The following is a 14,032-nucleotide window of genomic DNA, read 5'->3' as shown; positions in this document are numbered from 1 at the left end:
GATGAAGTCCCCATTCGTGCTGTTCATAATCATGGCCCTGTTGCTTGGATCGTGCTCGGTCATTGCTGGCGGCGTTTCCCACTGGCCCGCTTCGCTCGTCGCCGTTGTCGTCATCATCGCGATGAAGCTGTGGAACGACCGGGTAAAAATCCTCGCCTGGCCGATGGAGTTTCTGCTCGCCGCCGGCGTTACGATGATCGTCATCAATCTCGCTCGGCTCTATATGTTGCCGATGGCCTACTGAGAGGGACAGAGTGCCGTGACCAACCAAGCTCTCTCAGTTTCCGGGCTGACGGTTTCTTTCGGCGCGAAGCGTGCCGTCAAGGGCGCGACATTCTCCGTACGGCGCGGTGAGATCACGGGGTTTCTCGGACCGAACGGCGCGGGCAAAACGACGGTGATGGGCGCCATCATGGGACTGGTGAAGCAAGACGCCGGAACGATCGAGCTTTTGGGCCAGCGCGACGGCAGCAGACTTGCGGCAACGCGATTGCGCGTCGGCTTTCTGCAGGAGAAGCCACGGGTCTATCCGGAGATGAGCGCGCGCGCTTACCTCCGCTTCTTTGCCGATCTCTATGGCGTGCCCGACGCTGGCAAGCGCGTCGAGGAGACGTTGGAGCGTGTCGGTCTGACTTCCGCCGCCATGCGACCGCTGGGCACCTTCTCACGGGGAATGCAACAGCGTGCCTGTCTCGCTCGGGTGATGCTCCATCGCCCGGAGTTCCTGATGCTCGACGAGCCCACGCTCGGTCTCGATCCGCGTGGCGTGGCCGATATGCGCACAGTCTTTCGCGAGATGAAGGCGCAAGGTGTCACGCTGCTCTTCTCGTCGCATCAACTGGCGGAGATGGAGCGCGTCTGCGATAGCGTCGTCTTCATGCGTGGCGGTGAGGTGATCGCTTCTGGTAGTCCGCAAGACATCGTTCCGCAGCGATTAGGTAGAAATGTGTTCGAAGCGGAATTGTTCGAGCCCGCAAGTATCGCCCTTTCAGCGATACAGGCCAGCGAACGGTTCGCCGAGTTGAGAGCGGTCGGCGAAAATCGTTTGAAGTTTGCCCTTGTCGGCGTACCGGCCGATCGGCGCGCTGCACGAGCGGACGCTGCCAGGGCGCTGACGGCCTTTGGGCTGACGGTCCTGTCGCTCACCGACGAGGCGCCGTCGCTGGAAGACGTGTTTATCAGCCTGACGCGCGAGGATGCCCCACGGCACCCACCGTTGGACACAATATGAAGGAGTAAGTTCAATGGACCTTGGATATAGAAATCGGCGCTGCCTCGTAACGGCATCGACGGGAGGGCTCGGATTTGCCATCGCACGTGCGATGGCCGGGGAGGGAGCTACGGTCGTCGTCAACGGGCGTGGCCGCGAAACCGTCGACAAAGCGATCGCACGCATTCGCGCCGAGTTTCCGGACGCTCAACTGGAAGGTGCTGTCGGCAATTCCGGGACCCGGGAGGGCTGCGAAACGCTAATCGAGAATTGCCCGGACGTAGACGTGCTCGTCGCCAATCTCGGCATCTACGAGGCTGTTGACATTTACAAGGCTGGAGACGATCGCTGGTACGAGCTGATCGAGGTCAATGTCATGAGTGGCGTGCGTTTGGCTCGGCATTATTTGCCGAAAATGCTCGCCCGTGATAGCGGGCGAGTGATCTTTATGGCGAGCGAATCCGGTATCAATCCCGCCCCCGAAATGCCTGCCTACAGTGCCACAAAGACGATGCAGCTTTCGCTCGCTCGCAACCTTGCCGAAACGACCAAAGGAACCAATGTCACCGTAAATTCAGTATTGCCGGGGCCCTGCAGCACCGAAGGGGTCGCGGCACTGATCGCCGGCCTGTATCCAGATTTGCCGAAGGAGGAGGCGGAGCGCAGGTTCGTCTCCGATAATAGGCCGACGTCGCTGATCCAGCGGCTCTCGAAGCCACAAGAAGTGGCCGATTTCGTCACGTTTCTAGGATCCGTTCGTACGGGTATCGTCAACGGTGCGGCCCTTCGTATCGATGGCGGTCTGATCCGAACTGTCATGTGACCGGACCTATGATGGAACACGTTCCCCCCGTTTTCATCGGCATTTCCCTCGATCCCCCGGGTCGAATTCGGCGCACTATCTTGCTTGCGCGTCGAGAGGTAATGTCGAAATTCAGTTCTCTTTGGTTCTGGATGGTGGCGAGCCTTCTGGGGCTAATGGCGTATAGCTACGGCGGCGGCTTTCAGCAGACGTTTCAGACGGAATCGGTCGTCGTCACGGCCGATCCGCTCTTGGGCCTGAACACGACGATTGTCGGGTTTCTCGGACTCGTTCTGGGACTACGCCTGGCTTGTGGGATCAGTTGGGAACGTGAACATGGAACGTTAGAAGTTTTGCGCGCGGGCCCTGTCTCGTGGCTGGATCTACTCGTAGCGAAATTCCTTGCAGAAGTCGCTGTTCTAGGGGCTCTTGGCGCAATCTACGTGGCCTACCTGTTGATTGCGCAACCGCTTGGCGACGCGATGATCGGACCGGAAATTTTGCTACCGGTTCTGGGAAATATGGCGTTCGTGTTGCCGGTGATGGCGACGGGTTTAGTCGTTTCGGTTTTGGCCGGTACCGTTCGCATGGCGGTGGTCATGTATCTGTCAGTTCTTTGCGGTCTCTGCCTTTATGAGGCGGTTTTCGGTCTCTTGCGAGCGATGACCGTCGACGAGATGAGCCTCTTCGCGCTTTATTTGCGGGCTGCGTTGGAGGCTGCCGCTCCATTTGTGAGACCCTTGTCGCCGGTCTCGGGGATCGCTTTGCTCGTGGATAATGCGATGCATCAGGACGTTCCTGCGATCGGACAATCGATGTCGTCGCTCGGGCTTACACTCCTTCTTTTCGCTGCGGCCTGGCTAATTGCTCGCAAAGGAGCACGCGCGTGAGAAACATTTCGTACCTCTGTGTCCTGGCGCTTCTCGTTGCAGTGCCATCGCGGGCTATGGAGCCGGAAAGGCGCGATGCGGTCGTGGTCGCCGGGCGGGTGTGGGATGGATTTGCGTTCAAGGACATGTTCCTGCCATCGCAGATGTCGACCTTGCATTTGATGGGCGGCAGCGACAGCGCCATCACCTTCGTCGAGACGCGGGAATATTACTGGCCGCTGTCTCGGCAGGTCTACGTCGATTTCGATGGCAAGCGAGATGAACTGGGCGGCGAATTGCGTATCACCCGTAACGGACGCCTCGTCGCAACCGTCTTGCCGGCGTCGTACGCCACCGTCTTTCCGAAAGGCGCTGTGAACGGTGATGCGAGGCTCCTTTGGGGCGACGATGCTGCGGCCGCTTTCGATACCTACGAGGAAGAGGAACGCAGCTTCGCCCGCCGTTACGAAGAAGCGTCCAAACGACGGAGTGACTACGAACGAAAATTGGTTCAAACAGGCGCTGCGAGGATGCAGGGGCAAACGGCTCCGGTAATCCAGCCGCCGGAGCCGCTTCCCGAACCAAATCTGAGATTGGTGACCAAGCCTGTTCCGGCCTATCGTATTGCGCTCGGCCCGGGCGAATACGATATGATGCTCTATGAAGCCGGGAAGCCGGTCGTCGACACGGCTCGCCACTTGCAAGTTCTTGATCTCTCACAACGCGCGACACTCGTCGGCGAGGTTGTTCCGGAAGAACGTTGGACCAGACCGATTCCGTCGAATACAGACAGCCAGCGCATTTTCGTGCGCCCAGGGTCAACCTTCTATCTGACGCTGTTCGATGCCGATCGTTTCGACGAGAGCGAATACATTCCTGTTGTCTCTCCGCAGAGCGATGCGGTGGTCGGACGCCAGACTTTCGTGCGTCGCAAGCCTTCCGAGGTAACCGCAGTCGAGACGCGTTTTGGACCGGACGAACGCGAAGTTGCTCTCTCCAGACTCAAGGTGGAACAGACCAGCGGGGCCGGTTTCGGCTATCGTGTGCGGGCGGTGCGCAATGCCGAAAAAGAAGACATTACAGCCTTTGCGATCACGGTGCCGCCTGTCGGACAACACGCGCGCGGCCACGTAACCTCGGGAGTGGATGGCGATCGGACTTTCAACCGGGAGATCGTAGTCGTACAGCCGCGTCGCGACGGGCTCGCCCTAGGGTTGGCGCTCCTACCTTTCTTAGGCTGGCTCGGTTTTAGAATTACACGACGCCAAGGATCGCGAAGCGTCGACTGAACTACGATACCCTTTGGTGGTGTAGCGTCAAGATTGGCTCGTCGAGCCGCTAGTGAAAGGACGATCATGAAATTTGGAGCGTTAAAAGAACGCGCGGAAAATGAAGCGCGCGTGGCGATGACGCCTGAGTCTGCGCGGGCTATACAGAAGTTGGGGTACGAGTGTTTCATCGAAACAGGGGCTGGACTGGCATCGGGGATTTCTGACGAGGCGTACCGTTCTGCGGGAGCGACCGTACTAGCCAGTGCAGATGCGGTATTCCAGGCTGCTGACGTCATTGGCAAAGTACGACCACCCGAGATCGACGAGGTGAGCCAGCTGTCTCAAGGCAAGACACTGATCTCATTCATATACCCAGCGCAGAACAGGGAACTTCTGGATGCTGCGAGTGCATCCGGCGCGAATGTCGTGGCAATGGATATGGTGCCGCGGATATCTCGCGCCCAGAAAATGGATGCCCTTTCGTCGATGGCAAACATCGCCGGGTATCGGGCTGTGATCGAGGCGAGCAACAATTTCGGGCGCTTCTTCACCGGTCAGGTTACTGCAGCCGGCAAGGTGCCGCCCGCCAAGGTTTTGATAGTTGGTGCCGGTGTCGCGGGGCTGGCGGCTATCGGCACGGCGACTTCGCTCGGTGCCATCACCTTCGCTTTCGATGTGCGCCCGGAAGTGGCCGAACAGATCGAATCCATGGGTGCGCAATTCGTCTATCTCGATTTTGCCGAGCAGCAGGATGGCGCTACGACAGGTGGCTATGCGGCACCGTCCTCTCCCGAGTTCCGCGAGAAGCAACTTCAGAAATTCCGTGAGCTGGCGCCTGACATGGATATCGTCATCACGACGGCCCTGATCCCCGGTCGTGACGCGCCGAAACTTTGGCTCGCCGACATGGTGGCGAGGATGAAACCCGGATCGGTTGTGGTCGACTTGGCCGCAGAGCGCGGTGGAAATTGCGAACTGACCATACCCGACCGGCGCATCGTGTCCGACAACGATGTCATCGTCATTGGATATACTGACTTCCCGAGCCGAATGGCCGCACAATCTTCCATACTCTATTCTAACAACATTCGACACATGCTCGCAGACCTGACACCCGGCAAGGACGGAAAGGTCGTTCATAACATGGAGGACGACGTCATCCGTGGAGCGACTGTGACGAAAGATGGCGACATCACCTATCCGCCCCCCGCGCCGAAGGTACAGGCAATCGCCGTCCAGAAGCCGAGAGAAAAGGTCAAAGAACTAACGCTTGAGGAAAAGAAGGCGCGGGATGCCGCCGCCTTCAAAGCACAGACCCGTAACCAGGGCTTCCTTCTTTTGATCGGCACGGCACTCCTTCTCCTGGTCGGCGTCTACGCACCGAGCAGCTTCATGAGCCATCTCGTTGTGTTTGCTCTATCATGCTTCGTCGGGTTTCAGGTTATCTGGAACGTCTCCCACTCTCTGCATACGCCCCTTATGGCGGTGACCAACGCAGTCTCCGGGATCGTCATACTCGGCGCTCTGCTGCAGATCGGTTCCGCACATTGGCTGGTAGAGACGCTGGCTGCATTTTCACTATTGGTCGCGACGATCAACATCGTCGGGGGCTTCCTTGTGACGCGACGCATGCTCGCAATGTTTCAGAAATCCTGATCGGGTAGGGGTTCATTACAATGACTATCGGTATTGTTTCCGCGGCCTACATTTCCGCGGCGGTTCTCTTTATCCTCTCGCTCGGTGGTCTCTCCGGTCAGGAAAGCGCCAAGCGCGCCGTTTGGTACGGCATTGTTGGTATGGCGCTCGCCGTCATCGCCACGATTTTCGGTCCGGGCGTAGGAAGTTGGTTTGTTGTCACGCTTACGATAGCAGGCGGTGCCGTTCTCGGATCCTATGTCGCCGGTCGAGTGCAGATGACCGAGATGCCGCAGCTAGTCGCAGCGTTACACTCCTTCGTCGGTCTCGCTGCTGTCTTCATCGGCTTCAACACGCATATCGAAGCTTGGCGCGTCGGCGGCATGGACGAGGGTATGCGCGCGGCACTCGATGGATTCGCCGGCATTGTCGCCCACAAGACGCCGATCGAGCTCGGCATCATGAAAGTCGAGGTCTTCCTTGGGGTTTTCATTGGGGCCGTCACGTTCACGGGGTCGATCGTGGCATTCGGCAAGCTTGCCGGAAGGGTCGATGGCAAGGCAAGGAAGCTGCCCGGTGGACATTACCTAAATGCTGCTGCAGCTATCCTTTCCCTTATCATGCTACTGATGTATGCGAACGGCGGCGAGACTTGGACGCTGATCGTCATGACAGCTCTCGCCCTGTTCATCGGCTACCATCTCATAATGGGTATCGGTGGCGCGGACATGCCGGTAGTGGTATCCATGCTCAATAGCTATTCGGGCTGGGCCGCTGCCGCAATCGGCTTTACGCTCGGCAACGATCTCTTGATCGTTACCGGTGCGCTGGTCGGTTCTTCGGGCGCCATTCTGTCCTATATCATGTGCAAGGCCATGAACCGCTCCTTCGTCTCGGTCATCCTCGGTGGTTTCGGAACTACCGCAGGTCCGACGATGGAAATTATTGGCGAGCAAGTGGCGATTGATGCCGAAGGTGTCGCCTCGGCGCTTAACGAAGCGGAATCAATCGTTATCGTCCCGGGCTATGGCATGGCGGTTGCGCAGGCGCAGCAGGCCGTCTCGGAACTGACGCGGCGTCTGCGCGCCGAAGGCAAGGACGTCCGCTTCGCTATCCACCCGGTTGCGGGGCGTCTGCCGGGGCACATGAACGTGCTGTTGGCAGAAGCCAAGGTGCCATATGACATTGTGCTGGAAATGGACGAGATCAATGAGGACTTCCCCAAGACAGATGTTGTGATTGTCATTGGCTCTAACGACATCGTCAACCCTGCCGCCCAGGACGACCCAAATTCACCGATCGCAGGAATGCCGGTGCTAGAAGTATGGAAGGCCAAACAGGTCTTTGTCTCTAAGCGTGGCCAGGGAACCGGTTATTCCGGCATCGAGAACTCGTTGTTCTTCAAGGAGAACACCCGCATGTTTTATGGCGATGCCAAAGTCTCCCTAGAAAAACTTGTCGGGTTTTGGTGAAGCCGGTTGGATCTAGCCATGGCGACAGAGGGAAGTAGAACATGACGCCACGCCTCTCAGTCAACCTGAACGTGGTCGCGCTCCTGCGAAACAGGCGCAATTTGCCGTGGCCGGACTTGCTGCATTTTGGACGCCTAGCGCTACGCGCAGGTGCTTGCGGCCTTACCGTCCACCCGAGACCCGATGAGCGCCATGTCCGATTTTCCGACCTTGAACCGCTACGCGATCTTGTTCGGGACGAATTTCCGCACGCGGAGTTTAATATCGAGGGCTATCCAAGCCGGCTGTTCCTGGACGCTTGTTTGCATCTAAATCCGACACAGGTCACTCTTGTGCCGGATGATCCCTCACAGGAAACCTCCGATCATGGATGGGATCTCCGAGCCAAGGCGAAGTTGCTAAAGCCCGCCATCCACCTGTTATCCGCACAGAATATCCGTGTCTCTCTATTCGTCGACGCAGAAAGTGAAGACGAAACGGCACCACGGGCCGCCGACATGGGAGCGCACCGTCTTGAGCTATTTACCGGGCCATATGCGTCCTGCCATGACCATCCGGCGGAAGCTGTCAGATATCTCCGAGCACTGCAGGAAGCGGGGCGGACGGCTGTCAAAGCAGGCCTAAAAATAAACGCCGGTCATGATCTCAACCGTAAGAACCTACCGGCCCTCCTTCGACGCCTTCCTTTTCTGTCGGAGGTCTCGATTGGTCACGCGTTGATGGCGGATGCATTGGAATTCGGCCTCGGCGAGACTGTTAGACTCTACAATAGAGTGCTTGAAGCTTCGGAGCACACGTAGTCCACGTAGAGGATGCATCCACCGGGTGTTGCCGAAGGCTTTTGTGGAGAAACTAATGCCAGTCAATGTGCCGGCCTTACGGGCGTTTCACGCTGTGGCTACCGGAGGTGGGTTCTCAGCGGGCGCGCAGTTACTCGGGCGGACGCAATCGACAGTGACAATTATGATCGACCGGCTTGAAAAGCAGTACGGCGTCGAATTGATAGTACGTTGCCGGGGCAAATTCGTAGGGCTAACGTCGGCTGGAGAGAGCGTGATGCGCAGCGCGAGCCAGATGTTCCAGCATGAGAATGATATTGAACTTGTGCTGCGCAATTCGTCCGGTTGCGTAAGTGGGAGGCTGTGTCTGGGCTCTACTGCGCCGCGTGCGATGATCCGTATCGTGACTCGTTTGCGGGAGACTTTTCCAGCATTGGAAATCTCGATCTCCCAGGCAAATTCGGCGCGTGTCGTCGGAGATTTGCTTGACTGTCGAACTGACCTCGGTATTGCGGGTGGGTACGTGAACGAGGCCGATCTCATTGCAATACCCCATGAGCGTCGTGAAATTCTATTGGTTGGGACGAAGGCACACATCCCTACCGATGGTATGACGCTCAGCCGAACAGAGTTCTCCAGCAAGACGCTGCTCCTGCGTGAACCGGGATCCCAGACACGAACGGCCGTCCTTGGGCACCTGGAGCATCACGCTATGCAACCCGCAGGGGTACTCGAAATCACGACCCGCGAAGCTCAGGCTTACGCCGCCGCGGCAGGGCTCGGGGTGGCTCCTATTGCCGATGCGGAGATCCCAGAAGGACTAAATCTAAACCGTGCCCGGTTAGAAGGCGGACGGATTGAAGGCTCGGTGAGCCTCTACCTGCTACGAAGTCGAGCGGCTAGCCCCCTTTTGAAGCGAGTTTTGGAAGTTGCACAGACCCTGCGCTGCCTTTAGCTCCGACTCGCAATCCATTCCGCATCGCGTGTCCAGCGATCAAAGCGCCTCTTGAGCAGTCTATGGCGATCTGCGTTGGCGCTGAACCGGGTTGCTACCCGCGCCATAGTCCTCGCAGCGATGTTAGTATTCCGATAGGCGCCGAGGGACACCGCCGCCGTAATGGCGCAACCCTTTGCGCCGAGCTCGCTGCAATCCAGCGTCTCAACTTGACGTCCAAAGCAGTCTGCGAAGAGTTGTGCCCACGTGTGGCTCGTAGCTGCTCCGCCAGCCAGGCGAATTGCCTCGTGGTCGCGAGCCAGCGGCCAGATCGGCGCAGAGTCTTGAGTATGGGCAAACGCTACGCCTTCATACATTGCAGTGACGACTTCGGGCAGCGTGTGTTCGATTCCAAGTCCAAGAAAGGCGCCTCGTCCGGTCTCCACTCCGCCCAATAAAAAGGGAAAGAAGGATGGGGAATCCATATCCAGCAAAGCTGGGTCCGCTAACCGATCGAACGCTGGATGATCCCCGGGTTGATGACGGGCGTGATCGGCATTCGGGCGGACAAGGATGACGTCGTGTGGATGCTGGATATGGGTGACGCTGGTAACCAGCCAAAACTGGTTGCCTGGAACGACCGCGCGGACAGGCTTCACCAGTTTATTGTTTTACCGCAAAGTGTCTTGCGTCCTAGTTCGTTTGTACAGGATTTTATAATCGACGCGCAACGCAAACGCATCTACATCGCCGATATGACGCTGAATGCTGATGGCTCCAGTGATTATCCCGCCATTATTGTAGTTGATCTCGTGACTGGGCTTGCCCGAAGGGCGCTAGAAAACCATCCTGCCCTGCAGCCTGACGAAGCGCCGGTCGTCATCGACGGGAAGACAGTTGCGACCGTCACGGCGGACGGACGCACAGTTCCTTACCGGTATGGTCTCAATCCGATCGCTATCGACCCGCTCGGACGATGGGTTTACTTCGGCGCGTTGTCGGGCAAATCAGTATATCGGATCGACGCTAACATTCTCTCCGACGAGACCGTGAGTGCTGAAGTGGTTGCAGGTGGTGTTGAATTCTGGTGCGCAAAACCGCCCTGCGACGGCTTCGATGTCGATGCTGTCGGCAATGTCTACATCACGGATATTGTCAAAAGCGCAATAGGCGTTGCATCGCCTTCCGGATATCGCGTTTTCGTCGAGGATACAGAACGGCTTGGCTGGCCGGATGGCGTCGAATTAGATGTGGAGGGGCATTGGCTCTATATCACTAGCAATCAGTTGCACCGGCATCCGCTGTTGAACAGTGGAGACGATGCAAGTCGACCGCCTTACTATTTGCTCCGGCTGCGCGTTGACGCACCGATGACCGCCTAGCGATAACCGAGGTGCCGGAGGGAACCACGTCGCTTTTAAGCGCCGAAGAGATGCACCGCACTTTTGTTCCCTCCAGTTCTCTCCAAATCTCCTCCAGTCCAAAAGGTGCTGGCGTTGCTCACTGCACGCAAGCCTCAACCAGGGTCGAGGAGGGGGCGGACCTATACGAGACGCATCCGCGAACGGATTGAGACCAATCGAACTTTTAAGCGATCACTGCGCCTCAGTAGAGGGCGCACAGCATTCTTGGGGACGTATTTGCGGGGTTGACCACGGCGTGCCGTACGAGACGCTCAAAGGGGCCGAGGGTGCTCTCTCACGTCCGGCTTCGATCTTCCCTCCTCGACGAGGTGCTCCGCCAGGAAGTCAATGAACGCGCGGATCCGGGCAGCGAGATGTTCATGTCCAGCAAAGACTGCGTGAATTTGTTCGATGTCCGTCGGATTGTATTCCTCGAGCAGCGGGATCAGTCTTCCTGCGTCAATATCCGGCTGCACATGGAATAGCCCAACCCTCCCCAAACCGCTGCCTGAAAGGCAGAGGCGGTGCATGATCATGCCACTATTGACAGTTGTATTTCCCGATACAGGAACGCGATAGACCTCCGATGATCCAGGATCTCGAAACGGCCATTCATTCAACGCCCGTCGGAAATTGAAGGTGAAGCAGTTGTGGACCGCAAGATCCTGTGGGGTTTTCGGTGTACCCTTTGCGTCAAGGTAGGCAGGGGAGGCCACAATGACTCGGCGGCTTTCTAGAAGCTTGCGTGCCTTCAGAGATGAGTCGTCCATGGCCCCGGATCGAATCGCAATATCGGTGCGCTCTTCGATGAGGCCGATAACGCCATCCGTTAAGGAGATATCCAGTTCGACCTCTGGATAGAGCGCCAGAAACTCCGGCGCGAGCGGCAATAGGTAGCGTTCGCCAAATCCCAAAGTTGCATTGACGCGGAGCAGCCCGCGCGGAACCATTCGGCCGCCGCCAGCAACGATCTGCTCGGTTTCCAGTATCTCTGCGAGAATGCGCCGAGCTCGCTCAAGGTAAACCTCGCCTTCGGGCGTAAGCGTCATCATCCGAGTTGACCGGACCAGCAGACGGGTACCAAGCCGATCTTCAATCCGCGTTACGAGTTTGCTGATGGCGGAGGGTGACATCTTGAGACGCCTCCCAGCGGCGGAGAAGCTCTGCAATTCAGCAGCTATTACAAAGACTTCCATTTCGCCTGTTCGATTATCCATTGCTCTGCCTATGAATGAAATTCACAGGTATTTATCCAGTGCTCCTGATTATCATTCAAGCCCTCTTCGACGATATTGCAGCACAGCAGTCCTTCAACCGACAGCACAGCTGTTTTCACAACCCGCTCAGACCGTGAGCGGAGAGGAACTTGTCATGCCCTTAGCCATCTTTGCATTGACGATCGCAGCCTACGCGATCGGTACCACCGAATTCGTGATCGTCGGGCTCTTGCCAACGGTCGCAAACGACCTCCAGATTACCCTGCCGCTCGCGGGCCTGATCGTAAGCGTCTACGCGCTCGGCGTCACGTTTGGTGCGCCGATCCTAACCGCTCTGACGGGCAAGATCGAACGAAAGCCGCTGCTGCTTGGGCTGATGGCACTGTTCGTCGTCGGCAATACAGTTGCTGCTCTGTCGCCGAGCTATGAACTTCTGCTCGTGGCTCGCGTGTTGGCGGCTTTCGCCCACGGCGTCTTCTTTTCAGTCGGCTCGACTATCGCCGCTGATCTCGTTCCGGAAAACCGCCGCGCCTCGGCTATCGCCATGATGTTCATGGGGTTGACTGTCGCAATAGTCACTGGTGTTCCACTCGGCACGTATATCGGTCAGATCCTCGGATGGCGTGCGACTTTCTGGGCCGTAGCTGCGCTTGGCGTTATCGCCTTCCTCGCTATTGCCGCCCTTCTGCCGAATAATCTCAAGAAGGCCGCACCAGCAAGCCTGCTCGATCAAGTCCGCGTTCTGGGTTCTGGACGCCTCCTGATTGTCTTCGCCATGACCGCACTCGGGTACGGTGGCACGTTTGTCGCCTTCACCTTCCTGGCTCCGATCCTGCAGGAAATTACTGGATTTTCGGAACAGAGCGTTAGCTTGATCCTCGTGCTCTACGGCATTGCGATTGCCATCGGTAACATCGCCGGCGGCAAGATCGCCAACCACAACCCGGTCAAGGCGCTGATCGGTCTGTTCATTCTGCAGGCGCTTGTGCTGGTCATTTTGACATTCACAGCAGTTTCGCCGACCCTGGCAATCGTCACCCTTGTGGCACTTGGCTTCCTTCAATTCGGCAATGTGCCCGGCCTGCAGCTCTATGTGGTGAAACTTGCCAAGGAGCATCGCCCAGGCGCCGTTGACGTCGCATCGGCTCTCAACATTGCCGCGTTCAACCTGGGTATCGCCATTGGCGCATGGCTTGGTGGCCTCGTGGTAGAGTCCCCACTAGGTCTCGGAGCAACCCCCTGGGTCGGTGCAATCCTGGTCGTCGTCGCGCTCTTACTGACTATTTGGAGTGGCGCTCTCGATCGCCGCGCAACGACCCCCATCCTCAAGGCTGCCTAAATCGTGACTAACCCGGCGCGAAGAGCGCCGGGTTCCCTTAATGAACCCTACCCGGAGAATTCTTATGTCTAAGTTCAATGCTGGTCAGCTGTCTGCGTTGGACCGCATCCGTAAGCCGGAAGGCGGCCTGACGCTCGGCATAGAGCTTCCCCTCGACAACGACTGGTCACCGGAGCGGGAAGCGCGACGCATACGGGAAAACCGTCCCTTCGGTGTTCCTGATCTCGCCGACTATCCCGATCTTGTCCGCCAGGTCGACCGTTCAGGTTTTGCTGCCGTATGGATGCGAGACGTGCCGGTGTTCGATCCCAACAACTTCGGCGACGCCGGTTCCGTCTACGATCCCTTTGTCAATCTCGGCTTTCTCGCCGGCATTACCGAAAACATCGCTTTGGGTACTGCTGCCATTGTCCTGCCGTTGCGCCATCCGATGATGGTCGCGAAGGCGGCCGCCTCGGTCGATCAGCTCTCCGGCGGTCGGCTAATCCTCGGGGTGGCATCTGGCGACCGCCCGGTGGAATATCCGTTGCTCGGGCTCGATTTCGAACAGCGCGGCGAAGCTTTCCGGAGCGCGGTTTCGTATCTGCGCGATGCGTGGAAGACAGATGGCCTGCCGATCGGCGACGGGCGTGTCGAGCCTAGCCTCGACCTGCTGCCAAAGCCCCAGCAGACCCAAATCTCGATGATCATTGCCGGTCAGGGCCGTCAGTCGCCGGACTGGATCGCTGCCAACATGGAGGGCCGGTTCGTCTATCCGAACGGACTGGAGCGGCTCGCGGCCCAGGCGCACGACTGGCGCGCTGCCCGCCAGGCTCTTGATCTGCCCCGCGGTGCCTTCGTGAGCGCCTTCCACCTTGATCTCGCTGACGATCCCAACGAACCGGCGACACCGCGCCGCTTCGGCGCGCGCACCGGCCGCAATGCCTTCGTCGAGCATCTGAACGCGCTGGAAGACGCCGGTGTCGATCATCTGGCACTCTTGCTGCGCCCGTCGCGCCGGCCGCTGAACGAAGTTATCGACGAACTGGCACGCGACATCCTGCCAACCCTCAACGCCCAATCCCCCTCAGCGAAGACCGCTGCGGAATAGCCAAGGAGTAC

General features: G+C 58.2%; 14 protein-coding genes. 12 read left to right on the top strand and 2 right to left on the bottom strand.

Features of this window, described 5'->3' with window-relative positions:
- Position 1 precedes the first annotated feature (1 nt).
- The 9 genes from IB244_RS26145 (at position 2) to IB244_RS26105 (ending at position 8,993) form a co-directional block, all read left to right on the top strand.
- Positions 2-244: a hypothetical protein gene (locus IB244_RS26145; protein ID WP_025661363.1), complete on the top strand. Its 243-nt coding sequence runs from the start codon at positions 2-4 to the stop codon at positions 242-244.
- 15 nt (positions 245-259) lie between these two features.
- Positions 260-1,231, top strand: a complete 972-nt coding sequence (locus tag IB244_RS26140; protein ID WP_025661364.1) for an ABC transporter ATP-binding protein — start codon at positions 260-262, stop codon at positions 1,229-1,231.
- Positions 1,232-1,244: 13 nt separating this feature from the next.
- Entirely contained in the window at positions 1,245-2,033 is a 789-nt protein-coding gene (locus IB244_RS26135; protein WP_025661365.1) for an SDR family NAD(P)-dependent oxidoreductase, read from the top strand.
- 8 nt (positions 2,034-2,041) lie between these two features.
- Complete coding sequence (locus tag IB244_RS26130; RefSeq protein WP_409564089.1) at positions 2,042-2,902, top strand: ABC transporter permease; 861 nt, start codon at positions 2,042-2,044, stop codon at positions 2,900-2,902.
- Positions 2,899-4,170 (top strand): hypothetical protein, encoded by a 1,272-nt coding sequence (locus tag IB244_RS26125; RefSeq protein ID WP_029792450.1) that lies wholly within the window; start codon positions 2,899-2,901, stop codon positions 4,168-4,170. Before IB244_RS26130 ends, IB244_RS26125 begins: the two co-directional genes overlap by 4 nt.
- Positions 4,171-4,236: 66 nt before the next feature.
- Positions 4,237-5,808, top strand: a complete 1,572-nt coding sequence (locus IB244_RS26120) for a Re/Si-specific NAD(P)(+) transhydrogenase subunit alpha (protein WP_192306173.1) — start codon at positions 4,237-4,239, stop codon at positions 5,806-5,808.
- Between the two features lie 20 nt (positions 5,809-5,828).
- The gene (locus tag IB244_RS26115; RefSeq protein WP_192306171.1) at positions 5,829-7,259 is read left to right on the top strand and encodes an NAD(P)(+) transhydrogenase (Re/Si-specific) subunit beta; all 1,431 of its coding nucleotides are present in this window, start codon (positions 5,829-5,831) and stop codon (positions 7,257-7,259) included.
- Positions 7,260-7,300: 41 nt separating this feature from the next.
- Positions 7,301-8,059, top strand: coding sequence for a pyridoxine 5'-phosphate synthase (locus IB244_RS26110; RefSeq protein ID WP_192306169.1), 759 nt, complete (start codon positions 7,301-7,303; stop codon positions 8,057-8,059).
- Positions 7,986-8,993, top strand: coding sequence for a LysR substrate-binding domain-containing protein (locus IB244_RS26105; RefSeq protein WP_312867267.1), 1,008 nt, complete (start codon positions 7,986-7,988; stop codon positions 8,991-8,993). The genes IB244_RS26110 and IB244_RS26105 overlap by 74 nt, the downstream gene beginning before the upstream one ends.
- Here IB244_RS26105 and IB244_RS33240 read toward each other — a convergent pair.
- Complete coding sequence (locus IB244_RS33240) at positions 8,990-9,457, bottom strand: FGGY-family carbohydrate kinase (protein WP_409564088.1); 468 nt, start codon at positions 9,455-9,457, stop codon at positions 8,990-8,992. The genes IB244_RS26105 and IB244_RS33240 overlap by 4 nt on opposite strands.
- Positions 9,458-9,511: 54 nt before the next feature.
- Here IB244_RS33240 and IB244_RS26095 point away from each other — a divergent pair, with 54 nt between their 5' ends.
- A complete protein-coding gene (locus tag IB244_RS26095; protein ID WP_210334335.1) occupies positions 9,512-10,354 on the top strand; it encodes an L-dopachrome tautomerase-related protein in 843 nt (280 codons plus the stop codon).
- 293 nt (positions 10,355-10,647) lie between these two features.
- On the opposite strand, the gene IB244_RS26090 is transcribed toward IB244_RS26095, so the two are convergent.
- The gene (locus tag IB244_RS26090) at positions 10,648-11,592 is read right to left on the bottom strand and encodes a LysR family transcriptional regulator (protein ID WP_192306161.1); all 945 of its coding nucleotides are present in this window, start codon (positions 11,590-11,592) and stop codon (positions 10,648-10,650) included.
- A gap of 154 nt (positions 11,593-11,746) precedes the next feature.
- On the opposite strand from IB244_RS26090, the gene IB244_RS26085 reads away from it, so the two are divergent.
- Positions 11,747-12,931, top strand: coding sequence for an MFS transporter (locus IB244_RS26085; RefSeq protein WP_025661379.1), 1,185 nt, complete (start codon positions 11,747-11,749; stop codon positions 12,929-12,931).
- Between the two features lie 64 nt (positions 12,932-12,995).
- The gene (locus tag IB244_RS26080) at positions 12,996-14,021 is read left to right on the top strand and encodes an LLM class oxidoreductase (RefSeq protein WP_192306159.1); all 1,026 of its coding nucleotides are present in this window, start codon (positions 12,996-12,998) and stop codon (positions 14,019-14,021) included.
- Positions 14,022-14,032: the final 11 nt, after the last annotated feature.

It is taken from the genome of Rhizobium sp. RHZ02 (genome assembly GCF_014851575.1).
Classification (GTDB): domain Bacteria; phylum Pseudomonadota; class Alphaproteobacteria; order Rhizobiales; family Rhizobiaceae; genus Rhizobium; species Rhizobium altiplani.
Note: the sequence above shows the minus strand (reverse complement) of the source record. Positions and strands in the feature narration are given on the sequence as shown.